Below are 23,237 nucleotides of genomic sequence, written 5' to 3' on the forward strand. Positions count from 1 at the left end.
CGGGCCGCCAGAAGACTGGCACGTCGGCGAAGACGGCCCGGGCCGCCACAAGACTGGCACGTCGGCGAAGACGGCCCGATTCGTCAGGAGACGGGGACGTCGGTGAAGACGGCCCGATTCGTCAGGAGACGGGGACGTCGGTGAAGACGCCCAGCGTGCGCAGGTCGACGTTGACCTTCGTCACGTCGGCGGGCGGCGCGGCGAAGGTGGCGTGCAGGGGCAGTTGCTCCCCCGGCTCGGTGAACACGTCATAGTCCGAGCACATGCACCGGGCGCTGGGGGGCTCGCCGGTGTAGGCGACGCGGTAGCGCTTGCCGTTGGCCGCGTCGACCAGGCTGACCCCGCCGACCGTCAGGCCCATCCCCATGGGCGTGTCGCCGAGGGTGGAGGTCATCTCCCACCTGTTCTCGCCCTTGTTGGTGACGGTCCAGGTGAGCGTGGCCACCCTGCCCTGCCGCTTGAGCCCGGTGATCTGCACGAGCAGGTCGGCCCCTCCGGCCTTCACCTCACGGCCGGCGATCACCTGGGTCTGCTCGGGCGGCGCGCTCTGGGCGGTCTGCGACGCGGGAGCCGTGCCGCTCTCCTGAGGCGTCCCGCCGCTCTGCTGGGCGGTGGTCTGCTGGGCGGTGGCCTGCTGCTTCTCCTCGCCGCCCGCCGCGAGCTGGCCGGGCAGCATGCCGCAGCCGGTCAGGCCGGCGACCAGGGTCAGTGTCAGCGCGATCTGCTTGCGCATGCTCATTCCTTGACGTTGAAGATGATCTCGACACGGCGGTTCTTGGCCCTGTTGTGGTCGCTGGGCCTGCCGTCCACGAGGTTGGGCAGCTTGGGCTTCGTCTCGCCGAAACCGGCGGCCTCGAAGGTGACCGCGCCGGCGTCCAACCGGCCCAGCGCCTCCTGGACGGCGCGCGCCCGCTTGAGCGAGAGCGCCTGGTTGTAGGCGTCGGCGCCCTGGTCGTCGGTGTGACCCTGGATCTTGACCACACCGCCGGCGGACTCCGCCTTGATCTTGGCGGCCACCTGGCCGAGCCGCTGCCTGGCCTTCGCCGTGAGCACCCACCTGTCCACGGCGAACAGCACGTCGCTGGTCAGCGCGACGGTGACCTCCTCTCCCGTCCTGGACTCGCTCTGCGCGCCGTCCATGGACTCCACCTCGGCGATGATGTCCTCGACGGGGAGCACCAGGTCCTCCACCGTGTAGGTGGCGTCCTGCGGCGTTCCGGGGTCGGCCAGCGTGGAGATCGACATCACCGCCGCCAGCGCCAGCTCAGGAAATGGGGACATCGGGAAACACTCCGAGGTTGGGGATCTCGACGGTGACCGTGGAGACGTCGGCCGGAGGCGCGCCGTAGACGGCGTACATCTCCAGCGCGCTGCCGCCCTTGATCCGCTGGTTCACCCTGCTGCACACGCATGTGGCGTCGTCGCCCGTGCCGTTGCGGGCGACGCGGTACCGCTTGCCGTTGACCGGGTCGATCAGCGAGACGCCCGCGACCGTCCAGTCGAGGTTTCCCGTGCCGAGGTTGGAACCGACGTAGTAGTGGTCGCTGGAGGGGTCGAGGTTGTGGACCGTCCAGGTCAGCGTCGCGATCCTGCCCTGGCGCTTGAGCCCGGTGATGTCGACGCGCAGGTTGCTGCCGTCGTGCTTCATCTCCCGGCTGGCGATGGCCTGGAGCTTCTCGGTGGGCGGCGCCGGGGCGGAGGCGGAAACCGTGGCGGCGGGCGGCGGGCCGGTGGGGGCGTTCTCCTCAGCCCGTTCGGTGTTCCGTACCGGCTGCTTCTCCTCACCGCCTCCCGAGGTCAGCTGGGAGGGCAGGGTTCCGCAACCGGTCAACGTCATGGCCAGCAACGCCGCCATGGCCAGCTTTCTTCGCATCCTGCCTTACCTCTTGCGGTCGGGGGTTTCAGTGAGCCTCACCCTAGGAGGGCGATGTTCAGGATCCGTATAGCCCGCTGTCACCGCAGGCCACGACGGCGACGCGCCTCCCGCGCGAGCCCCTGTGCCTCGACCAGGCCGCGACTGTCACCAAGGGCGTCAAACTCTCCCATAATGCATGCAAGGGCATCAACAGCCCCATCAATCTCATCCAGATCCAAAGCCGCGGCGGCGATCGTCAGCCTCGCCTTCGCCGTGCCCCTCCTGTCGCCGTGCGACTCGAAGGCCGCCAGCGCCTCCGTCGCCGCCGCCCTGGCCGCCTCGGGCCTTCCCTCCGCCCTGGCCGTCCCCGCCAGCAGCAGCGAGGCAGAGGCGGCGGGAAGCCGATCGCCCAGCCTCCTGCTCAGACCGGCCGCCCGCTCTGCCAGCTCCCTCGCCTCCTTCGTCCTGCGCCCCGCCAGGCACAGGGCGGCCAGGTCGAGCAGGGTGGCCGCCTCTCCGCGCGGGTCACCGAGCTGCCGGTAGAGCTCGAGCGCGCGACGTGACAGCTCCTCGTCCGCGCGAAGCTCTCCCAGCGCGCGCAGCGCGTCGGCGCTTCCCCTCGGGTCGCCGCCTCCCCCCTGGCCCGAGCCGAAGGCGGCCAGGCACTCGGTGAAGCAGCGCTCGGCGTCGCTCAGGCGATCCTGCGCCCTGTAGACCAGCCCCAGTCTGAGCGTCGTGCGCGCCACCTCGCCGCGCTCGGTCAGCGGCAGCGCGGCGCGCAACGCCCCGGCCGCCTCCTCCAGCCTGCCTTCGGCGCGGTGCAGGTCGGCCAGCGAGCGCAGCAGCAGCGCCTCGCCGTGCCGGTGCCCCGCCCTGCGCGCCGACTCCAGGCCGAGCGCGGCCGTCGTGCGCCAGTCGTCGTGGTAGGCGCCCAGCTCGAACAGCGGGGTCAGGTAGAAGGCCAGCCGCCACGCGGCCTCGTCCAGCCGGGCCCTGTGCAGGTCGGCGACGGCGGCGACCATGAAGGAGCGCTCGGCGGCCAGCCAGCGGGCCGACTCGGCGAGGCGGGCGGTGGCCAGATCGCGCTCGACCGTGTGCGAGAGCGTGAGACCCGAGCCGGGCTCGGCGGGCAGCATCAGCTCTCTCGCCCTGCGCGCCCTGTCGAGGATCTCCCCCGCCGCCCCCGCGAGGACGGCGGAGGCGGGGCCCTCCTCCTCGACGAGCCGCTCGGCGGCGTAGAGGCGGGTCAGGTCGTGCCAGCCGTATCTGTCGAGGCCGCGCTCCTGCAGCAGCCCTGCCTCGGCCAGCGACTCCATCACCCTGCCGCCGTCGCGGCCCACGAGGGCGGCGGCGATCCACGGCGCGAAGTCAGGGCAGGACAGCGCGCCGAGGCGGCGCAGCAGCAGGCGTTCGTCCTCGGACAGCGCCCGGTAGCCGAGCGCCAGGCTGGAGCGGACGGCCAGGTCTCCCGCGCTGAGCTCGTCGAGCCTGCCGCGCTCGTCGCCCAGCCGGTCGGCCAGGTGCTCGAGCGTCCAGCCCCGCCGCCTGGCCAGGCGCGAGCCTGCGATACGCAGCGCCAGCGGCAGCGCCCCGCACAGCCGTACGATGCGGTGGGCCTGGTCGGGCTCGGCGGCGACCCTGTCGGCGCCGACGATCCTGGCCAGCATCGCCACCGCCTCCCCCGCCTCGAGCACGTCCAGCGGGTAGGCGCGGGCCGCCTCCAGCCCGAACAGCGGCGACCTGCTGGTCACCAGCGTCAGGCAGCCCGCTCCCGTGGGCAGCAGCGGGCGCACCTGGGCCTCGCTCGTGGCGTCGTCGAGCACGACGAGCAGCCGCCTGCCCGCCACGAGGCTGCGGTAGAGACGCACGCGTTCGTCCAGCGACGAGGGGACCGCGCCGTCGGGACAGCCGAGCGAGCGCAGCAGGTCCTCCAGCACCGCTCCCGGCGCCCTGTCGCGCAGCGAGGCGTGCAGCCTGCCGTCGGGCAGGTCGAGCCGGGCCGCCGCGTGGACGGCGAGCGCGCTCTTGCCCGCGCCAGCGGGGCCGTACAGCACCAGGTGGACGGGGGCCGCGCCGGGAGCGGGCAGCGCCGCCTCGATCCAGCCGAGCACCGCCCGCCTGCCGGTGAAGTCGGCGATGTCGGGCGGCGTCTCGTTGGGGACGCTTCTGCCGAGCTCCTGCGCGAGCACCCGCTCATGGGCCTCGCGCAGCTCGGCCCCCGGTTCGAGGCCGAGCTCCGCCACCAGCGTGCCGCGCGCCTCCTGGTAGGCCGTCAGCGCGTCCGACCTGCGGCCTGCCTGGGTCAGCGCGTGCATCAGTTGCGCCCACGCCCGCTCCCTCAGCGGGTAGGCCGCCACCAGCGCGCGCAGCTCGCCGATCAACTCGGCGCCCCTGCCCAGCTCCAGGTCCAGCTCGATCCGCTCCTCCAGCGCGGCCAGCCGCAGCTCCTCCAGCGGTACGGCATGCGCCCGCCGCAGCTCGCCATCGATCCCGTCGAGCGCCCGCCCCCTCCAGAGCCCGAGCGCCCGCGCCAGCGCGTCGGCGGCCTCGACGACCCGCCCCGCGGCCCTGGCCCTGCGCGCGTTCGCCACCATGCGCTCGAACCTGAGCGCGTCCACCTCCTCGGGGTCGACCGCCAGCAGGTAGCCACCCGGCACGGTCCTGATGCCCTCGACGATCTTGCGGAGCGCGCTGACGTACACCCTGAGCACCGCCGCCGCCGAAGCGGGCGGCTCGGCGCCCCACACCGCCGCCACCAGACGGTCGTGCGTGACCGTGTGCCCCGCGCTCATCAGCAGCGCGACGAGCAGCGCGCGGTGCTTGGCAGGCCCAGGAGTCACCTCCGCGCCGGCGCCGTCCAGCACCAGCAGCGGGCCCAGCACGCCGAACCGCGCGCTCATCGGCCGGCGGCCTGCACGGCGAAGGAGCTGAACCTGACACCGACCGGCTTCTCGGTGTCGGGGGCGGCGAAGACGCCGCTGGAGCCGGGTCCGAGCGGACCGCTGGTGTCGGTGACCATGCCGACGTACCTGTCGTCCACCCACAGGCGAAGGAGGGTTTTCGGGCCGTCGCTCCTGCACTCGGCGACGATGCGGCGATCCTCCGTCCCTTCCTTGGCGGGCCTGTCCAGCAGGACGCTGCCGGTGCCCGATCCGCGCTTGGCGATGGTCGCCCTGCCGTCGCTCGTGACCGCGAACTCGTAGCGCCGGCCGCCGCTCGCGCCTCTGCACCACACGCCGAACTCGCCGGTGCCGGCGACCATCCTGCCCCTGGCGACGACCACCGCCCCGCTCTCGGGCTCGGAGGTCACAGGGGCCGACCGCCACAGCCGCCAGCCTGGGTTCGTGGTGAGCTCGTAGGCGTCCCCCGTCAGCTTCGCCACTCCTCCCTCGGTGCGGCCTGTCTCCCACGAGTCGCCGCCGAAGACGGCCCTGTACGGCCAGTCGGTCTGCGGCGAACGCAGCGCGAGGAAGCCCGCCACGGCCGCCGCGGCGACCAGCGTCAACGCTCCCGCCACCCACGGCCACCGCCGCCTGGCCCCGAGCCCGGCCCGCACCGTCGCCGCCGGGCCGCGCGGGTGAGGAGGTCGGGGCGGTGCGGGCTGGTCTCCCGGCCCGGCGGAGGCCGGGGGAACGGGCCCCGACCAGGTGCGCTCGACGACCATGGTCGCCGTCTCGGGGGTCGGATGCCCGCCGACGAGCTCGGCGAGCAGCTGCTGCGGGGTGGGCCTGCGGGCGGGGTCCTTGGCCATCGCCCACTCGACGATGCCCCTCATCGACTGGTCGAGACCGTCGAGCTGGGGGCCGTCGTTGACGATCCGGTACAGCACCTCGGCGGGCGCGCCGCCGCCGAACGGCAGCCGTCCCGTGCCGGCGAAGGCGATCACACCGCCCCAGGCGAAGACGTCGGCCGAGGGCCCGAGCGGCTCGCCTCTCACCTGCTCGGGCGCCATGAAGGCGGGGGTTCCGAGGATCGCCTGGCTGGCCAGGCTGTCGACCCCCATGAGCTGCGCGATGCCGAAGTCGATCACGCGAGGGCCGAGCGGCGACAGCAGCACGTTGGAGGGCTTGAGGTCACGGTGGATCACGCCGGCGCCGTGGATGGCCGTCAGCGCGGTGGCGATCCCCACCGCCAGGGACTCCAGGTTGCCTCCGGTGAAGGGCCCCTGCTCCCTGACGGCGTGCGCCAGGTCAGGACCCTTGACGTACTCGGTGACCAGGTAGGCCACCTCGCCCGAGATCCCCGCGTCCAGCACGGGGGCGGTGCAGAACCTGGCCACCCGCCTGGCCGCGTCCACCTCGCGGGAGAAACGCCGCTGGAAGGCGGGATCGCGGGCCAGCGAAGGGTGGATCACCTTGACCGCCGCCAGGCCGCCCGTGGGCGTGGAGGCGAGATGCACCTCGCCCATCCCGCCGCGCCCGAGCAACCGCAGCAGCGTGTATCCGCCGATCACCGGAGCGGTCACAGCAGCCCTGCCAGCTCTTCCCTGGACATCGCCGCGCCTCTGGCGTACGCCTCGGTGAAGCGCCGCTCGCCCAGCGCCGCCCTTGCCAGCTCGGCGACCCGCCTCACGTCGCGGTCGCCGGGCAGCGTCATGCCGCGCAGCCCCTTGCCCACGCCGAGCAGCAGCGCGACCTCGTCGTGCGCGCCGCGCAGCGAGGCGGCTCCCGCCATGCCCTCGGCCGCGCTCGCCAGCACCGGCAAACTCTGCACGTGCAGCGCGGCGGCGAACGCCGTCTCCTGTCTGGCGACGGCCTCCTCCACGTCGCCCTCGGCCGCGGCGATCCAACCGAGCGCGATCCCGATCTGCACGGCGTTGAGCGACTCGCCGAAGGACCCGCTCGACTCCCTCGCCAGCACCTCCTCGTAGCGGCGGCGCGCCTCGTCCAGGTCGCCGCGCAGCCTCGCGACCTCCGCCAGGCCGCAGCTGGCCCTGGTGGTGCCCTCCAGCGCCCCGACCCTGCGGGCCAGCTCCGCGGCCCGCTCGAAGTCGGCCCTCGCCTTGTCGAGGTCGCCGAGCAGTAGCTCGCCCTCACCGCGGTGGCACAGCAGGTCGGCGATGTCCTCCTGCGCGCCGAGCTCGCCCATCAGGCGCAGGGCCTCCTCGATCAGCTCGCTGAAGCGCTCCCTCTCGCCGCGCCACGCGGCCACCCTGACCAGCTCCGACAGCGCCATCGCCATGCCGAGCCGCTCGCCGAGCGAGCGGAAGCAGTCGAGCGCGAGCGAGAACTCCCGTTCGGTGCCCGCCACGTCGCTCTCCATCAGGTAGCAGAGGAAGCCCTTGCCGACATGGTTCAGACCGCTGATCCAGGGGTCGGGGCTGGACTTGACGCGCTCCATCATCAGCTCGAGCAGCCCGTCGTCGATGGAGGGCCCGACGAAGCTGCCCCAGAAGAAGGTGAGCTGCGGGTGGCCGGAGATCAGGTCCATCTCGCGCATCAGCCTTTTGGCGTTCTCCAGGTGCGCTCCGCTCCCGACCGCGCCGGCCACGCAGATGACGTACTCCGCCTCCAGACCCTCGGGGACGGCCGTCCCGAGCGCGGCGAGAAGCGCGCGGGCGGGCAGCATCCCGAGGCCGCGCCGCCCCCGCAGCCACCAGTACGTGGACAGGTCGGCGAAGATGCGCAGCGCCATGGCGCGGTCGTCGTCGATGGCCCAGGTCAGCGCGGCGAGCAGGTTGTCGTGCTCGGGGTCGAGCCTGGCCGCCCATTCCAGCTGCTCGGCGCGCATCAGGTGGGGAGCGGCCTCGCGCAGCAGGGCGAGATGATGGTTCGCGTGGGCGCGCCGGTAGGTGCCCACCTCCCCCGCCTCCTCCAGCCGCTCGGCGCAGAAGGCGCGGATCGTCTGCAGCATCCGGTAGCGATCTCCGGCGATCTCGACCAGTGACTTGTCGGCCAGGCTGGCGAGCAGCTCGAGCGCGTCAGGTGTGTCGCAGACCCGCTCGACCGCCTCGATGCCCGCCCCGCCCGCGAACACCGTCAGCCTCCTGGCCAGCCGCTGCTCCTCCTCATCCAGCAGGCTCCAGCTCCACTCGACCACCGCGCGCAGCGTGCGGTGCCTGGGCTGGGCCGTACGGCTGCCGCGCGACAGCAGCCCGAGCCCGTCCTCCAGCCTGGCGGCTACCTCCGCCACGGGCAGCGAGCGGAGCCTGGCCGCGGCCAGCTCGATCGCCAGCGGCAGCCCGTCGAGCGCCTGGCAGATCCGCCGCACGTCGGCGAGGTTGTCCTCGCCGAGCGCGAACCCCGGGCGGACCGCGGCGGCCCTGTCCTCGAACAGCCGCTCCGCGAGCGCGTCGGGCAGCGCGGTCACGGGCCAGATGCTCTCGCCGGTGATGCCGAGGGCCTCCCTGCCGGTGGCCAGCACGCGCAGGTCGGGACAGGCGCTGAGCAGCCGGTGCGCGAGCTCGGCCGCCGCCGCCACGACGTGCTCGCAGTTGTCGAGGACGAGCAGCATCCGCCGTCCCGCCAGCGCGGCGACGAGCCGGTCGGCCGGATCGGGCGCGTCCTGCCCGATCCGCAGTCCGAGCTTGGTGAGTACGGCCTGGGCGACGTCGCCGCCTTCGGCCACGCCGTCCAGCTCGACCAGGCCGACCTCGCCCTTCACCGCGGCCGCCGCCTCCAGCGCGAGCCGCGTCTTGCCCGCTCCCCCCGGGCCCGTCAGCGTGACGAGCCTGGCCCGCTCCAGCAGGCGGGCGACCTCTGCCAGGTCGTCCTGCCTGCCGACGAAGCTGGTGAGCTGGGCGGGCAGCGCGCTCCTGACGCCTGCCGTCCTGTCCTGGGGCTCGGTGCGGCCGGGGGCCGCGGGGGCGTAGAGCTCGCCGCGCAGCGCCGCGAGGTGGATCTCCCTCAGCTCGGGCGACGGATCGACGCCCAGCTCGTCGGCCAGCGTGCGGCGGGCGTCCTCGAAGGCGGTCAGCGCCTCCGCCTGGCGCCCGCTGGCGTACAGCGCCCTGATGAGCTGGCCGCGCAGCCGCTCCCTGACGGGGTGCGCCTCCACCAGCCGCTGCAGCTCGGTCACCAGCTCGCGGTGCCTGCCCAGCTCCAGATCCGCCTCGACGCGGTCCTCGGTGACGTCGACCCTCAGCTCCTCCAGCCGCGCCGCCTGCGCGGGGGCGAAGGGCACCTCTCGGACGTCGGCCAGCGCGGGTCCGCGCCAGAGCGCCAGCGCCTGCCCGAGCAGCTCCGAGCGGACGGCAGCCGACTCGGCCGCCCTTCCCTGGCGGACCAGCCGCTCGAAGCGGTGGGCGTCGACCTCCTCGCCGTCGACGACGAGCCGGTATCCGGCGGGGTGGAACTCGACGGGGACGTCGAGGCTCCTGCGCAGCCTGGAGATCTGCGACTGCAGCGCGTTGCCCTCGCCCGTCACGGGGCGCTCGCCGTAGAGGCCCTCGATGAGCCGCTCGGTGGGCACGATCCTGCCCGCGTCCAGGGCGAGGAGCGCGAGCAGGCCGCGCAGGCGGGCTCCGCCGACGGAGACCGTGGCGCCGTCCTCCCTCCGCGCCTCGACCGGGCCCAGGATCCCGAACCGCATCACATGATCCTGCACAGGAAGTCGTTGGAGAACTTGCCCTGCGGGTCGAAGGCGCTGACGAGCTCGCGGAAGTCGTCCATCCGCTCGTAGGAGGCGACGGCGGTGAACAGCTTGCCCCAGTGCGGCCTGGCCTCGTACGGCTCCAGCGCCCGCGTCACCGCCTCGATCACCGGCAGCACGCTCGGCACGTCCTTGATCCACGTGAAGTGGAAGGCGACCACGTCCTGGCCGTAGGCCGGGCTCAGCCACAGGTCGTCGGCGGCGACGGTCCTGATCTCCGAGACCTGCAGGACGGGCGCGATGGTGTCGCGGATGCCGTCGAGCGCGCGCAGCGCGGCGACCGCGTGCCCGCGCGGCAGCAGGAACTCCGCCTGCAGCTCCTCGCCCGCGCTCGGGGTGAACCCCGGGCGGAAGTGCGGCAGCCGCTCGTGCCACGGCCCCGCGACGCCGAGCTGTTCGGTGCACGGCTCGGCGGAGACGCCGGGGATGGGATGGCGAGGCCCGTCGGCTGGGCGCGCCCCGAACAGCTCGGGCGCCCCGCCCGAGACCCGCTTCACCCACACCTGGTCGATCACGGGCCGCCGCCACCGGGTGAACAGGCTCACGCTGTAGCCGCTGCCGAACACCTCGTCGAAGTGGTCGTCCAGCACCTCGAGCGCCAGCTCCTCGAAGACGTGCTGGCGCACCTCGAAGGTGGGCACCACCTCCAGCGTCAGGCTCACCACGACGCCCAGCGCCCCGAGCCCGACCACCGCGCCGGACAGCCGGGGATCGTCCCCTGCCAGGCTCACCAGGTCGCCCTCGGCGGTGACGAGCTCCATGGCGCGGACCGCCGTGGCGAGGTTGCCGTTGCCGTCACCCGACCCGTGCGTGGCCGTGGCCACCGAGCCCGCGACCGTGATGTGCGGGAGGGAGGCCAGGTTCCGCAGCGCGAACCCCGCCCTGTGCAGGCGCGGCGCCAGCTCCGCGTACCGTACGGCGCCGCCCACCCGCACCGTGGACACGTCGAGGTCGACCGTGCGTGGCAGCGCGTCGAGGCTGACCAGCGCGCCCTTGGTGTCGGCCACGTCGCTGAAGGAATGGCCACTGCCGAGCGCCCGCACTAAAGGCGAGCGCGCCACGATGACGCGCAGCTCCTCGACCGAGGCCGGGCGGTGCACGTCAGAGGCGTGGAAGGCGAGATTACCCGCCCAGTTGGTCACGATCGCGGCCATAGGCCGTTGATGCTACCGAATCAGGGTGTATGAGCCCTGCCGGTGTGCCATGCCCAGGCCGCGATGCCGACCCTGTTCTTCACGCCCAGCTTGCGCTGGATGCTGGCGATGTGGTTCTTGACCGTGCCAGGGGACAGGAAGAGCCTTTCGGCGATCTCGGCGTTGGTCTTGGCCTGGGCGACGAGGCGGACGACGTCGTCCTCGCGCTCGGTGAGCTCCGCCTCGCCCTGCAGGTCGCGCCCGGAGCTCTCACGCAGGGGGCCTTCTCGGAGGGAGCCCTCCCGCAGTGGACTCTCCCGCAGGGGGCTTGCTTGGAGGGGGCTGTCCCGCAGCAGGCCGATCGTGAGCTGCGGGCTGATCAGCACGTCCCCGCTCATCGCCGCCCTGACGGCCTCGACGAGCAGCGTCGGCCCCGACCTCTTGAGCACGAACCCCGAGGCGCCGTGCCGCAGCGCCGCCCGCACATAGTCGTCCTGCCCGAACGTCGTGACGACCACCACGTGGATGCCGGTATCCGCCAGCGCCCTCGTCACCTCGATGCCGTCGGCCTTCGGCATCCTGATGTCGGCCAGCACCACGTCGGGGCGCACCCGGAGCGCCGTCTCGATGGCGGCGAGCCCGTCGGCCGCCTCAGCGATGACGGTCATGTCGGGCTGGGCGTCGAGGATGAGACGGAAAGCGCCGCGGATGCCCTCCTGGTCGTCGGCGATGAGGATGCGTGTGGACACGCCGTTCATGGTGCCAGAGGCAGTCGCGCCACCAGCGTCCACCCTCCCCGCGCCGCGGCCGCCCGCAGGCGCCCGCCCATCGCCTCCACCTGGGCGGTCAGCGACGGCAGCCCGAACCCGCCGCGCCCCTCCTCCGGCGCGACGCCGCCGCCGTCGTCGTCCACGCTCACCACGAGCATCCCGCCCTCCGCCCTGACCGCGACCTCCACCAGCGTCGCCTCGGGGGCGTGCCGGCGCACGTTGGTCAGCGCCTCCACCACGACCCTGTACGCCATGGCGGCCGTCTCCTCGGGCACGTCGAGCCGGTCGTCCACACGCAGCCCGACCCGCGCCCGACCCGCCGAGGAGAACCTGGCCGCCAACTCGGCCAGCCCCTCCAGCCCCGGGCCCGCGTGGAGGTCGAGCACGGTGCGGTCCAACGTCGCCATCGCGCGCAGCCCCGCCTGCTCCACCCGCTGGAGCGCCGCCAGCGCCTGGGCGGGATCGCCGACGCCGACCACCTGGCCCGCCTGGGCCTGCGCCACCATCTCGCTGACGTCGTGGGCGACGAAGTCGTGCAGGTCCCTGGCCAGCCGCAGCCGCTGCGCGGCGCGCTCGTCCCGCACCGCGCGCGCCCGCCGGGTGTCGAGGGAGCGCAGGTAGGCCCCGACCGCGACGGCGGCCATCACGCCGAGGGCCCAGAAGGCGCACATGCCGATGGCCTCCAGTGGCGAGGCGGGCATCACGTACCGCAGCAGCCACGTCGAGGCCGCCACCCCGCCCAGCGCGCCCGCGGGCACGGCCTGCCGTACGGGAGACCACCTGGCCATCAGGCCGAGCAGCGCGATCAAGGACAGGCTCTCCACCAGCCCGTACAGGTCCTCGCCCCCGCGCGGCCCGCTGCTCACGAACGAGAGCGTGACCACGAGGGAGACCATGGAGGCCAGGACCACCGCCGCGGGCAGGTGGGCACGGCCGCGGCGCCGCCCGACGACCACCCACGCCAGCGCCGTCACGGCCGCCGCCGCTCCCACGATGCCGATGTTCACCGCAGCCACGATACGGACCTGACTCACCGAGCCACGACCCGAGCCCGGCTCACCGCGACCGCTCCAGAAACCTGGACGCACCGCGGCCACTCCACGAGCCCGAATCCAACACGCCCACCCCATGGGCCCGGATGCCCCACGGCCACCCACGGGCCTGGATGCAGCACCGCAACTTCACGGGCTGGGATGCAGCACGGCCGCGGCTCGGGCATGCCGAATGGCATGGGCGTAGGCCGCCGGAGCCGCCACAACCTGCCGAAAGGCACCTGGCCTGGGAGCGCCGCCCGGCCCGAGGCTGGAGACATGACGACGATCATCTCGAAGGCCGGTTACGCGGCGGCAGCCTGGTCGGCCGCCTACGCGGCGGCCGGTGCGGCGTGGGCGCTCGGCGCTCCCGGCTTCCCCTGGGGCGCGAGCGACCCCGACCCCGACGGCGCGCTCTCCATCCTCGCCGGCCTCACCCCTGACCCCGGCGGCTGGTGGGTGGCCGCCTTCGGCCTGCTCGGCGCGATCACCGCGCTGGCGCTCGTGCGCGGCGGGCCTGCCGTCCAGCGGGTCGCGGTGTTCGCCGCGTGGCCGCTGGCGCTCCTCCTCGCCGTGGTGATCCCCGACTCCCGCCTCATGATGGGCGTCGCCTACACGCCGCTGATGACGGTGGCAGGCCTCTTCGACGGGCCGTGGGGACAGATCGGGCTGGGCGACGCGTGGCCGTGGCCGGTGCTCAACCAGCTGCTGTGCATGCTCGGCGGGGTACTGCTGGCAGGGGCCGCGCTGACCGCGCAGCGCGCCCGCCGCGAGGCGTGCGGCTCCTGCGGACGAGCCGACGAGGACACCGGCTGGACCACCCCCGCCTCGGCCGCCCGCTGGGGGCGCGTGGCCGTCATGGTCGCCGTCGTCACGCCGCTCATCTACTGCGCCACCCGGTGGGCGTGGCCGCTCGGGATCCCGCTGGGCGTGAGCAGGGAGTTCCTCGAGCAGGGCGACAGGGAGGCCCCCGGCATCTGGCTGGCCGGAGCCTACCTGGCGACCTTCGGCGCCCTCGGCGGCGTGCTCACGCTCGGGCTGGTGCAGCGCTGGGGCGAGATCTTCCCTCGCTGGATCCCCGGCCTGCGCGGCAGGCGGGTCCCTCCGCTGCTTGCCGTCATCCCCGCGACCCTCGTAGCGATCATCATCGCGGTCGCGGGCCTGACCTACGTACGGCGGGCGCTGGCGGGGCTGTTCGACCTCGCGGAGTGGGGTGCCTGGCTGCCCGAGTGCTTCTGGCCCCTCTGGGGCGCGGCACTGGGCGCCGCCACCCTCGCCTACCACCTGCGCAGACGAGGCCGCTGCCCCCGCTGCCTGCGCGGTGAGGACCGCCCTCTCGCCGCCTCAACAACCTGAACCAGCCTCCCGCCGCCTGTGCGGCGCCAACCAGCCCATCTTTCCGCCCGGCGCGGCGCGAGTCGGGATGCGCCGCCGTATCGAAGCACGTCTTCGCCAAGCTGGACCCGGCCCCGGACGAGCGGACCAACCGCCGCGTCGCAGCCACCCTGCACTACCTGGAGGCCGACCCGAGGTAGAGCCAGCCGTACCAGCAAGAGGCCAGTGCGCGGGATCGAGACGGCGAGGACCGATCCCTACGGTTGAACACATGAAGAAGCTCTCCCTACTGACGTTCGGCCTGGTCGCGGCACTGGCCGCTCCGATTCTTGCCGCTCCGGCCCACGCCGCTTCCGACAAGGGCGTCGTGGCCGGGCTCGACCGGTACGCCCGCCCACTGAGCGACTTGGACGCGCTGTCCGAGATGACCCGCGACGCCTCGATCGTGGGTATCGGCGAAGTGACCCACGGGTCAAAGGAGCTGTTCACCGTCCGCAATCGGATGTTCCGGCACCTGGTCAGAGATCAGGGCTTCACCACGATCGCCCTTGAGGCGCCCTGGTCGGCGGGCGTCCGGCTGGACGAGTACGTCCGCACCGGAAAGGGCGACCTGCGCACGATCCTGCGCGAGGACTTCCAGCACTCCTACGGCTTCTGGCAGACCAAGGAGTGGCTGGACCTCTACACCTGGATGCGCGAGTACAACCGCACGGCCCGCGACAAGCTGCGTGTCATGGGCTTCGACATCGGCGACGTCCATCCGGACCAGTACGGGCGAGTGATCGCCTGGGCCGAGAAGAACAAGCCCGCCATCGTGCCCGATCTGCGCCGTCGCTACGCCGATCTGCTCGCCCTTCCCGGCGGTACGGCAGAGCGCATGAACGCCATCGCCGCCCTCCCACCGGAGCGGCGTAAGACCCTGGCCGAGAATGCCGAGGCCGCCTACCGCCTGGTGGAGAAAGCCCCCCCGATCGTGGCCCAGGAGGCGCGGGTCATCGCGCAAATGGCCACGATGTACACCCTGGACGGCCCCGCCATGCACAGCCACCGCGACAAGGCCATGGCGGAGAACACATGGTGGTGGAACCGGCAGACGGGCCTGAAGACGGTGGCGGCGGCTCACAACGGCCACATCGGCTACGTCTCGGCCTGGCCGGAGATGTACCCGGTCACACAGGGCGCCCATCTGCGCGCGATGGCCGGCAAGTCCTACGTGGCCATCGGCACCACCATCCACGGCGGCCGGTTCCGCGCCATCGATCCGAAGACCGGCAAGGTCGGGGTCTTCGACACCGGCGCCCCGGGCACCGGCAGCAGCGAGCACACACTCGACAAGGTCGGCCACCGCGACTATCTCGTGAGCCTGCGCCAGGCCGGCCGGAACCCGGCGGTGCGCACCTGGCTGGACACCGCCCGGCCCACCTTCACGATCCCGGCCACGTACATGCCTGAAATGTTCACCAAGCCCCTGGCCCTGGGGAAGGCCTACGACTCGCTGATCCACCTCCACCGGGTGAAGGCGGCCGATCCCCTCTGAGCCGCGTAAGGCGTTCGCGAGCGTGACGAGGGGCAGCGTCCGGCGGATCTACATCTTCACCGACTCCAGATCGTCGAACGTGGAGGACCCCTTCGGGCCGCCCTCCTCTGGGACGGTTCCGCGAACGTGGGCAACGACCCGGGCTTACGTTCGCCCGGTGGCCGGCGCGTCCACGAACGCACAATCGCCTCTGAGCTGTCCATGTTGGACAGCTCAGAGGCGATTTGCTCTTGTGGAGGTGGCGGGAATCGAACCCGCGTCCTTCAACCCCAAGGCAGGGCTTCTCCGGGCGCAGCCTGCTTAACGTTTTCTCAGCCCCGGCACTCACGCAGGCGTGTTGCCGACAGGCTCAGCCACTGTTTGGTTTCCCGCTCTCCCCCGTGGCCGGGTCGAGCGGTGGAGCCTTCTAACGATGCCAGGTCCCGGGCCGAAGGCATGCTCGGGCTGACAGAGGTTTCGCTACTTAGGCAGCGAGAGCCAGGGAACCCTGGCTGACCTCAGTGCGCTTAGAGTTGGCACTTATTGGTTTGCGGTCACAGGATTAACGAGGTTATGTCCGCAGTCCTCGGCCCGCTTCACCTGCATTGAAAGATCGAAGTCGAAACCGATCACCCCCTGTGCAGTTGTCAACACGACCGCGAACGGTCGAGCAACACGAACATACCGGTGAACGCGTGGAACGCCAACCGCATTCCCTGCGGGGCGAGAGCCGTACACGGCGAACCCCCGGAGACGCGGCAAGACGGCGCACGTCTCCGGGGGCGACCGGCAGGGTCATGCCGGTCCGGACGGCAGGACTTCCCCCGAGATGAAGTCCTGAACTCGTCACGGCGACCAGGTCCGCAACCCCCCGAGCGGGCCCGGTCACTTAGGAAGACGCAGATCAGCCCACCGATGGTTGCTCAGAGTGAGAAACTTTTCACGCAGGGTCACGAATCGCCGCGAAGAAGCGGCCTGCGTACGCGGCGGGGTCGGCGTTCTCGGCCAGGACAGCCACCGCGACATCCCCCTGCCAGCCGACGAACCACGCCTGGTTCTTGCTCTTGCCCGTCACCGGAGCCACTATCCCGGAGACCGGCTCACCGGCCGCAGCGGCCGCGCGCGCGCTGCCCGAACGGACACCCGATCGCATCATCGACTGCAGCGCCGGCAGCACCTTGGCGTCGATCGCCACGGGAGCGGGCGGTGTGGCGGGCAGCACCTCGGCGGCGGGATCGGGCGTCGTCGGCTTGGTGACCAGCAGCGGCGGATGCCAGGTGCCCGAGGCCACGGCCCCGGCCACCAGTGCCATCGACAGCGGGCTCACCTCGACGTTCTGGCCCGCGATGGCCTTGGCCTTGTCGGCGTCGCTGTCGAGGTCGCCGACCTTCCCGCTGAAGGACTTCAGCGGGAGCTTCCACGGCTTGCCGATGCCGAAGTCGGCCGCGCTCTTGGCCAGGTCGTCGCCGCTGACCCTGCGCGCCAGCGAGGCCAGGGCGGTCACACAGCTCCTGGCGAAGCTGCTCTGGAAGCTCTGACTGACGCTCGCCGTCAGGCCCGCCTGCTCGAACCTGGCCCCGCCGACCGAACGCTCGGGAGGACAGGCCAGCGGCTGACTCGGCTTGACGCCCTTCTTCAGCAACGCCTCGGCCGCGATGATCGAGAAGGCGTTGCCCGCGGGGTACTTGCCCGCCAGCGCGTTCTTCTCCTCGTTGAGGTCGTCGGAGGCGCTCACGGCCAGCACCTCGCCCGTGCGGGCCTTGACCGCGACCAGCGTGGCCGAGCGGGTGCCCGCCAGCGCGCTCTCGGCCGCCGCCTGGATCGAGCTGTCGATCGTGGTCTCGACCGGCGCGTTGGGACGGCCTGGCCACTTCTTCAGCTCGGCGACCTGCTCGCCCGTCTTGAGGTCGAGCGTGATCACGGAGGTCTGGGTGGAGCCCGTCAGGTAGTCCTGGTAGGCCTTCTGCAGGCCGGACAGGCCGACGGAGTCGCCCGCGCGCTGCGGGCCGCCCAGCTTCTGTTCGTGCTCGGCGGTCAGCGCGCTCACCCTGCCCACGATCTGCTCGGGCGGAGCGGGTGCGACCGGCTGCTCCTGCTTCTGGACGGTGACACCGGGAATGTCGTCGAGCTTGGACTGGATCGAGGCGTACTTGCGCCAGCCGAAGGTGACCAGCGGCACGAACGTGCTGGGCGGCGCCGACTTGATGCGGCTCAGCAGCCGGTCCTGGGCGAACCCGGTGAGCGCGGCGAGTTGCTCGCCCGCCTTCTGCGCGTTGTCGCCGAGGGTGGCGGGGGTCACGCCCGCGACGTAGAGGGTGGTGTCGGCCTGCAGCGGCTCGCCCGTGCGATCGAGCACCTGCTTGCGCAGTTCGGGCTTGGGGTCCACGGCGAAGCGCTGACCCTCCTTCAGCTGCGGGTGGATGACGCTGGGCGACCAGCGCACCTTCCACACCCCGTTGACCAGGTGGAGCGGCAGCTTGCTGGTGTACTCCCACAGCGAGTTGTTCTCGCCCAGGTCGACCTCGGCCGCGAAGTCGGCGGTCGACTCCTCGCCGCTCTGCGTGAGGCTCGTGATGCGGAAGCGGAAGGAGGCCGCGTCGAGATGGACGCGGGTGTCCTCCAGCGCCTTACGGACCACGGCGGGATCACCGTCGGTACGGCCTGCAGCCAGCTCGTAGTCGCCGGACTGCCAGCCGACGAGGAAGTCGCGCACGGCCTCGTGCGCGGAGGGCTCCTCGAAACAGCCGGTCAGCGTCGTGCCCGCGACCACCACCGAGGCGGCCGCGGCCAGAACCCTGCGTGCACGAGCGCTCATCGCGCGCGATGGCGGATCGCCCGTGCCATCTCCCGCTTGTCCTGCTGCTCCTTCAGCGTCTGCCGCTTGTCCCAGTCCTTCTTACCGCGCGCGATGCCGATCTCGATCTTGGCTCTGCCGTCCTTGAAGTAGAGCGACAGCGGCACGATCGTCAGCCCGCCCTCCTTGACCTTGGCGGCGAGCTTGTCGATCTCCTTGCGGTTGAGCAGGAGCTTGCGCTTGCGGCGGGCGGCGTGGTTCGTCCACGTCCCCTGGGAGTACTCGGGGATGAAGACGTTGAGCAGCCACGCCTCGCCGTCGTCGATGGAGGCGTAGCCGTCGACCAGCGAGGCCTTGCCCGCGCGCAGCGACTTGACCTCGGTGCCCTGCAGCACCAGACCCGCCTCGAAGGTCTCGTCGACGTTGTAGTCGTGGCGGGCACGCTTGTTCTGGGCGATGAGCTTCCGCCCGGTCTCACGTGGCATGCTTCGACCTTACCTGGGTTCGTCAGACCCGCAGGTAACGGCGGAGCGTCACGAACGACGCGAGCACACAGATCACCACACCGATCACCATGGTGAGAGTGATCACCTCGGCCACGGAGTCCCACCCGAGCTGGCTGTTGACGGCGAACGCCGAGGTGGTGCCCTCGAACAGGAAGACCTTCGCCACGATCAGCATGATCGCGGCGACCACGCCGCCGATCAGGCCGGCGATCATGCCCTCCATCACGAACGGCAGCTGGATGTAGAGGTTGGAGGCGCCGACCAGGCGCATGATGCCCGTCTCCCTGCGCCGGTTGAACGCCGAGAGCCTGACCGTGTTGCCGATCAGCAGGATCGCCGCGAGGACCAGGATCAGCGCCACGGCCAGCGCGGCGTAGCGGAGCTTCTCCAGCATCCCGAAGAAGTTCTCCAGCTGGGCCCGCTGGTCGATGACCGTGGAGACGCCCTTCATGCCCTTGGCCGCGTCGATGACCGCCTGGTACTGCTCGGGGTCCTTCAGCTTGACCCTGAGCGACTCGGGCAGGTCCTTGGCCTCGACGACCTGCGCGAGGATCGAGTTGGCCGACTGCGTCTTCTTGAAGTTCTCGAAGGCCATCGCCTGGTCCTCGAACAGGACCTGGGCGACCTGGGGAAGGGCGCCCAGCTGCTGCTGGAGCTGACCTCGCTCGGCGGCGCTGACACCCTTGGGCGTGGCCTTGCACGTGGGGAAGGGAGAGTCCTTCTTGCACAGGTAGACCGAGACCTCGACCTTGTCGGACCAGAAGGTCTTCATCAGGCCGACTTGGGCGTTGATCATCAACCCGACGCCCAGCAGGGCCATGGCGACAGCCACGGTGACGATAACCGCGATCGTCATGGTCAGGTTGCGACGGAGGCCGATCCAGACCTCGGAGAGGATGAAGTTCGCCCGCATGTTCTGCCTATAACTCCTGTTAGTACGCCTGGCCGTAGACGCCACGCGACTGGTCGCGGACGATCTTTCCGTCCTCCAGCTCCACGACGCGCTTGCGCATGGAGTCGACGATGGCGGCGTCGTGCGTGGCCATGACGACGGTGGTGCCGGTCCTGTTGATCCTGTCCAGCACCTTCATGATGCCGATGCTCGTCGCGGGGTCGATGTTTCCTGTCGGCTCGTCGGCCAGCAGGATCATGGGCCTGTTGACGAAGGCGCGGGCCATCGCGACGCGCTGCTGCTCGCCGCCGGAAAGCTCGTCGGGCATGCGGTGAGCCTTGCCCTCCAGGCCGACCAGCTCGATGACCTCGGGCACGACCTTGCGGATGAACCGCCTGGGCTTGCCGATGACCTCGAGGGCGAACGCCACGTTCTCGTAGACGTTCTTGTTGGGGAGCAGCCTGAAGTCCTGGAACACGCAGCCGATGCGGCGGCGCAGGTGCGGCACCTTGAAGTTGGACAGCCTCGCGAGATCCTTGCCGGCGACGTGGATCGCGCCGGAGTTGGGCTTCTCCTCCTTGAGGATCAGCCGTAGAAAGGTGGACTTCCCAGATCCCGAGGGACCGACGAGGAACACGAACTCGCCCTTGTCCACGTCTACAGACACGTGGTCGAGAGCGGGCCTGTTCTGGTTCGCATAGACCTTGGTGACATTATCGAAATGGATCACGAGCGCATCACGACGTGCCAGTCTAGGGGTCCGGACGGAAGCGAGGGTGGCACATGCCCACTTCCCACCGCCCGCCAGCGGGGACGTCCATCTTTACTGATGATCGACGTTCCGCTTGGCTGCAGGACAGTCTAGGGGGAAGACTGGCATGGAACGTCCATAACGGAAACAAAACGATTCTGTTACCTGAGAACCGTCTAGAGTGGAGGGTGACATGAGTTGTGAACACCTCGTCTGCGCCCAGTGCGCCCACCCGGTCATCGAGGGTCGCTGCGCGCTGTGCCGCGCCAACCGCGAGCGCATGCACGAGCACGGGATCTCTCCGACGCTGATCCTCGCCGCCCTGATCGCCCTTCTCTTCCTCGCCCTGGCGCTCCAGCACCTCACCTGACGGCCTGCCGTCCCCACGCCCGACGGTCCTGCGGTCCACAACCCGACGGCCCTGCCGTCTCCACGCCCAAGGGCCCTGCCGTCCCCACACCTGACGGCCTGCCGTCCACAAGCCATGGCGTCCGCACGCCCAACGGCCCTGCGGTCCACACGCCCGACGGCTCTACCGTCCGCACGCCCGAAGGCCCTGGCGTCCGCACGCCCGACGGCCCTGCCGTACGGTCGGCGATGTCGTGGCGGCCGTGATCGCCGGTCGGCTCCATGGGCGGCGGCTCCCCAGAACCTTCGCGACTCGGGTCCGCGTCCGGCTCCAGGCCGCGGCGCCGGAGAGATCGCCCTTCGGCTCGCTACTCCCTGTTCGCGCACGCGGACGCCCGGGGTGAGGCCCTCCGTCGCGGCGGGACGTGGCGGATCCCGGGGAGCGTCCCTTCGACGGGCGTCAGGCGGTGACGGCGGAGGCGCTCTGCCGGGCGCCGCCGTGCCTGTTGATGATCTATTCCGCCGACTCCTGGCGGCGCATCCAGCGGATCTCGCTCTCGATGAAGTCGTCGAGGTCGCCGTCGAGGACCGCCGTCGGGTTGCCCGCCTCGTGCGCCGTGCGCAGGTCCTTCACGATCTGGTACGGGTGCAGGACGTAGTTGCGGATCTGCGTGCCCCACGACGTGGTCGAGGCGCCACGCAGCTCCGACATCTTGTCGGCCTCCTCCTGCCGCTTGCGCTCGAGCAGCTTGGCCTGCAGGACGTTCATCGCCGAGGCGCGGTTCTGCAGCTGCGAGCGCTCGTTCTGGCAGGAGACCACGATGCCGGTGGGCAGGTGGGTGATGCGCACCGCGGAGTCGGTGGTGTTGACGCCCTGACCGCCAGGACCGCTGGAGCGGTAGACGTCGACGCGCAGGTCGTCCTCGTTGATGTCGATGTGGTCGGTCTGCTCGACCACGGGCACGATGTCGACGCCGGCGAACGAGGTCTGGCGGCGGCCCTGGTTGTCGAACGGGCTGATGCGGACCAGGCGGTGGGTGCCATGCTCGCCGCGCAGCGTGCCGTAGGCGTAGGGCGCCTTCACCGCGAACGTGGCGGACTTGATGCCCGCCTCTTCGGCGTAGGAGGTGTCGTAGACCTCCGTGGAGTAGCCCTTGCGCTCGGCCCAGCGCAGGTACATGCGCAGCAGCATCTCGGCCCAGTCGGCCGCGTCGACGCCGCCGGCCTGCGAGTTGATGGTGACGAGCGCCTCGCGGGCGTCGTACTCGCCCGACAGCAGCGTGCGGACCTCCATCGCGCCGATGTCGGCGCGCAGGGTCGCGAGCTCCTTGTCGGCCTCCACCCTGGTGTCGGCGTCGTCCTCCTCGGCCGCCAGCTCGAACAGGACCGTCAGGTCGTCGATGCGGCGCCCGAGCGCCTCGACCCTGTTGAGCTCGCCCTGCAGGTGGGAGAGCTTACTGGTGACCTTCTGCGCCTGGTCGGGGTCGTTCCACAGATCAGGTGCGGCGACCTGCTCCTCCAGCTCCTCGATCTGCTTGCGCATGGAGTCGAGGTCGAGAACGTCCTGAATGCTCCGCAGTGTCCCTGCGAGCGCGCTGATCTCTTCTGCCGGATCTATGTCTGCCACGTCTACCAAGGGTACGCGACCTGCGCGCACCCCATAACATGGCGACGTGCGTGCATACGGGCGGCGGAGAATGCTGGCCCTCGCCGCCGGTCTGCTGGCCGCGGCGACGGCCTGCTCGGGTTCTGGTGAACCGTCCTCCTCGCCTGTCGCGGCGGCCACCACCGCCGCCGCTCCGACGACCCCCTCCGTGGCCCCGGGGGTGTCGCTGAGCGAGGCGGCCAACGCCTTCTCCGAGTACGTCGTCACCGACGACATGCTGCGCGTCGCCGGCAGCAGGCGCTTCGCCAGGGACCTCAACCGCGACGGCCGCACCGACCTGGTGACCGCCGAGTTCGCCTCGACCGGCGACCGACCCGTCCGCTACACCTGGGGCACGCCCACGTTCCTGGTGCCGCGCCTGCGTCCCGACGAGCCGCTGTGGTTCTCCGTCGTGGTCCCCCGCGACAACCGCACCGCCGTCCTCACCTTCGCCAAGGGGACCGACTGGCGGCTGAGCGCCCTGGCCCTCCTGCTGCCGGGTCAGCGGCTGCCCGAGGTGAAGCTCGACACCGCGGGCTACGCCGAGGTGGTCGGCTCCGAGGACAAGGGCGTGCAGATCAGCCCGCGCTACATCGCCCCGCTGCACGCCACCATCGCCGAGCGCGGGCCCGCGGGCATCGCCGCCGGGCTCATCGCCGCGGGCCCCTACACCACGGAGACGGCCGCGGAGATCGCCGACAACCGCACGGCGGCGAAGAAGGACGGCTTCACCTACGACTCGATCTTCAGCGCGGCCGACTACCCCGTCTACGCGCTGCGCACGGCCGACGGCGGCGCGCTCGTGCAGTACTCCCTGCTGAGAACCACCTCGATGAACAGCGTGATCTCCGTCAGCCCGTTCCTGCCGGTCCCTCCCGAGGGCCGCTGGGCCCTGACGAGGGAGCAGTACAGGGACAACATCAAGATCTTCGAGACCCAGCAGTACGTCGCCACGGTCCCACCCGCCTCCGCCGCCACGGTCATCGCCTACGACGGCGCCATCACCAAGGGCAGCGGCCTCTGACCCGCGTCCACGGAAGTGGACGTGTGCGCGCCCGTCCAGGCCGCGGC

The 23,237-nt window shown here is 71.4% G+C and carries 18 protein-coding genes and 1 other RNA gene; 4 read left to right on the plus strand and 15 right to left on the minus strand.

Annotation, left to right across the window (positions count from 1 at the left end; genetic code table 11):
- Positions 1-121 precede the first annotated feature (121 nt).
- The 9 genes from FHR33_RS19790 to FHR33_RS52705 all read right to left on the minus strand — a co-directional run bounded on the left by FHR33_RS19790 (position 122) and on the right by FHR33_RS52705 (position 12,355).
- Positions 122-733: a hypothetical protein gene (locus FHR33_RS19790; RefSeq protein ID WP_183649805.1), complete on the minus strand. Its 612-nt coding sequence runs from the start codon at positions 731-733 to the stop codon at positions 122-124.
- A gap of 2 nt (positions 734-735) precedes the next feature.
- Positions 736-1,281, minus strand: coding sequence for an OmpA family protein (locus FHR33_RS19795; RefSeq protein WP_183649807.1), 546 nt, complete (start codon positions 1,279-1,281; stop codon positions 736-738).
- Positions 1,265-1,873 (minus strand): hypothetical protein, encoded by a 609-nt coding sequence (locus tag FHR33_RS19800; protein WP_183649809.1) that lies wholly within the window; start codon positions 1,871-1,873, stop codon positions 1,265-1,267. The genes FHR33_RS19795 and FHR33_RS19800 overlap by 17 nt, the downstream gene beginning before the upstream one ends.
- A gap of 80 nt (positions 1,874-1,953) precedes the next feature.
- On the minus strand, positions 1,954-4,755 hold the full coding sequence (locus FHR33_RS19805) for an AfsR/SARP family transcriptional regulator (RefSeq protein ID WP_183649813.1): 2,802 nt from the start codon (positions 4,753-4,755) through the stop codon (positions 1,954-1,956).
- Positions 4,752-6,320, minus strand: a complete 1,569-nt coding sequence (locus FHR33_RS19810; RefSeq protein ID WP_183649815.1) for a serine/threonine-protein kinase — start codon at positions 6,318-6,320, stop codon at positions 4,752-4,754. The genes FHR33_RS19805 and FHR33_RS19810 overlap by 4 nt, the downstream gene beginning before the upstream one ends.
- A complete protein-coding gene (locus FHR33_RS19815) occupies positions 6,317-9,385 on the minus strand; it encodes an ATP-binding protein (protein ID WP_183649817.1) in 3,069 nt (1,022 codons plus the stop codon). The genes FHR33_RS19810 and FHR33_RS19815 overlap by 4 nt, the downstream gene beginning before the upstream one ends.
- Positions 9,385-10,599, minus strand: a complete 1,215-nt coding sequence (locus FHR33_RS19820; RefSeq protein ID WP_183649820.1) for an FAD-binding protein — start codon at positions 10,597-10,599, stop codon at positions 9,385-9,387. The genes FHR33_RS19815 and FHR33_RS19820 overlap by 1 nt, the downstream gene beginning before the upstream one ends.
- Before the next feature lie 20 nt (positions 10,600-10,619).
- Positions 10,620-11,327 carry a response regulator gene (locus FHR33_RS19825; protein ID WP_376773178.1) on the minus strand — a complete coding sequence of 236 codons (708 nt, stop codon included), beginning with the start codon at positions 11,325-11,327 and terminating at the stop codon, positions 10,620-10,622.
- A gap of 5 nt (positions 11,328-11,332) precedes the next feature.
- Positions 11,333-12,355: a sensor histidine kinase gene (locus tag FHR33_RS52705; RefSeq protein ID WP_183649824.1), complete on the minus strand. Its 1,023-nt coding sequence runs from the start codon at positions 12,353-12,355 to the stop codon at positions 11,333-11,335.
- A 303-nt stretch (positions 12,356-12,658) separates the two neighbouring features.
- On the opposite strand from FHR33_RS52705, the gene FHR33_RS19835 reads away from it, so the two are divergent.
- Together FHR33_RS19835 and FHR33_RS19840 are read left to right on the plus strand one after the other, a co-directional pair.
- Positions 12,659-13,735: a hypothetical protein gene (locus FHR33_RS19835; protein WP_183649826.1), complete on the plus strand. Its 1,077-nt coding sequence runs from the start codon at positions 12,659-12,661 to the stop codon at positions 13,733-13,735.
- 250 nt (positions 13,736-13,985) lie between these two features.
- The gene (locus FHR33_RS19840) at positions 13,986-15,251 is read left to right on the plus strand and encodes an erythromycin esterase family protein (RefSeq protein WP_183649828.1); all 1,266 of its coding nucleotides are present in this window, start codon (positions 13,986-13,988) and stop codon (positions 15,249-15,251) included.
- Positions 15,252-15,481: 230 nt separating this feature from the next.
- On the opposite strand, the gene ssrA is transcribed toward FHR33_RS19840, so the two are convergent.
- From ssrA to ftsE, 5 genes are all read right to left on the minus strand, one after another.
- Positions 15,482-15,867: a transfer-messenger RNA gene (gene ssrA / locus FHR33_RS19845) on the minus strand.
- A gap of 303 nt (positions 15,868-16,170) precedes the next feature.
- The gene (locus FHR33_RS19850; RefSeq protein ID WP_183649831.1) at positions 16,171-18,045 is read right to left on the minus strand and encodes a penicillin-binding transpeptidase domain-containing protein; all 1,875 of its coding nucleotides are present in this window, start codon (positions 18,043-18,045) and stop codon (positions 16,171-16,173) included.
- Complete coding sequence (smpB, locus tag FHR33_RS19855) at positions 18,042-18,509, minus strand: SsrA-binding protein SmpB (RefSeq protein WP_183649834.1); 468 nt, start codon at positions 18,507-18,509, stop codon at positions 18,042-18,044. Before smpB ends, FHR33_RS19850 begins: the two co-directional genes overlap by 4 nt.
- A gap of 22 nt (positions 18,510-18,531) precedes the next feature.
- On the minus strand, positions 18,532-19,443 hold the full coding sequence (gene ftsX / locus FHR33_RS19860; RefSeq protein ID WP_183649837.1) for a permease-like cell division protein FtsX: 912 nt from the start codon (positions 19,441-19,443) through the stop codon (positions 18,532-18,534).
- Positions 19,444-19,462: 19 nt separating this feature from the next.
- On the minus strand, positions 19,463-20,152 hold the full coding sequence (ftsE, locus tag FHR33_RS19865; protein WP_183649839.1) for a cell division ATP-binding protein FtsE: 690 nt from the start codon (positions 20,150-20,152) through the stop codon (positions 19,463-19,465).
- Between the two features lie 214 nt (positions 20,153-20,366).
- Here ftsE and FHR33_RS19870 point away from each other — a divergent pair, with 214 nt between their 5' ends.
- A complete protein-coding gene (locus tag FHR33_RS19870) occupies positions 20,367-20,543 on the plus strand; it encodes a hypothetical protein (RefSeq protein WP_183649842.1) in 177 nt (58 codons plus the stop codon).
- Between the two features lie 492 nt (positions 20,544-21,035).
- On the opposite strand, the gene prfB is transcribed toward FHR33_RS19870, so the two are convergent.
- A complete protein-coding gene (gene prfB, locus FHR33_RS19875; RefSeq protein WP_183649844.1) occupies positions 21,036-22,148 on the minus strand; it encodes a peptide chain release factor 2 in 1,113 nt (370 codons plus the stop codon).
- A gap of 46 nt (positions 22,149-22,194) precedes the next feature.
- Here prfB and FHR33_RS19880 point away from each other — a divergent pair, with 46 nt between their 5' ends.
- On the plus strand, positions 22,195-23,190 hold the full coding sequence (locus FHR33_RS19880; RefSeq protein WP_183649847.1) for a DUF8094 domain-containing protein: 996 nt from the start codon (positions 22,195-22,197) through the stop codon (positions 23,188-23,190).
- Positions 23,191-23,237: the final 47 nt, after the last annotated feature.

It is taken from the genome of Nonomuraea dietziae, assembly GCF_014195505.1.
Classification (GTDB): Bacteria; Actinomycetota; Actinomycetes; order Streptosporangiales; family Streptosporangiaceae; genus Nonomuraea; species Nonomuraea roseola.

Bases quoted from the DNA above. Each gene is read 5' to 3' on its own strand.
- FHR33_RS19850 (WP_183649831.1), bottom strand. From the start codon at position 18,045: ATGAGCGCTCGTGCACGCAGGGTTCTGGCCGCGGCCGCCTCGGTGGTG.
- FHR33_RS19835 (WP_183649826.1), top strand. From the start codon at position 12,659: ATGACGACGATCATCTCGAAGGCCGGTTACGCGGCGGCAGCCTGGTCG.
- FHR33_RS19870 (WP_183649842.1), top strand. From the start codon at position 20,367: ATGAGTTGTGAACACCTCGTCTGCGCCCAGTGCGCCCACCCGGTCATC.
- smpB (WP_183649834.1), bottom strand. From the start codon at position 18,509: ATGCCACGTGAGACCGGGCGGAAGCTCATCGCCCAGAACAAGCGTGCC.
- FHR33_RS19820 (WP_183649820.1), bottom strand. From the start codon at position 10,599: ATGGCCGCGATCGTGACCAACTGGGCGGGTAATCTCGCCTTCCACGCC.
- FHR33_RS19790 (WP_183649805.1), bottom strand. From the start codon at position 733: ATGCGCAAGCAGATCGCGCTGACACTGACCCTGGTCGCCGGCCTGACC.
- FHR33_RS19840 (WP_183649828.1), top strand. From the start codon at position 13,986: ATGAAGAAGCTCTCCCTACTGACGTTCGGCCTGGTCGCGGCACTGGCC.
- ftsX (WP_183649837.1), bottom strand. From the start codon at position 19,443: ATGCGGGCGAACTTCATCCTCTCCGAGGTCTGGATCGGCCTCCGTCGC.
- FHR33_RS19795 (WP_183649807.1), bottom strand. From the start codon at position 1,281: ATGTCCCCATTTCCTGAGCTGGCGCTGGCGGCGGTGATGTCGATCTCC.
- FHR33_RS19815 (WP_183649817.1), bottom strand. From the start codon at position 9,385: ATGCGGTTCGGGATCCTGGGCCCGGTCGAGGCGCGGAGGGAGGACGGC.
- FHR33_RS19800 (WP_183649809.1), bottom strand. From the start codon at position 1,873: ATGCGAAGAAAGCTGGCCATGGCGGCGTTGCTGGCCATGACGTTGACC.
- FHR33_RS19805 (WP_183649813.1), bottom strand. From the start codon at position 4,755: ATGAGCGCGCGGTTCGGCGTGCTGGGCCCGCTGCTGGTGCTGGACGGC.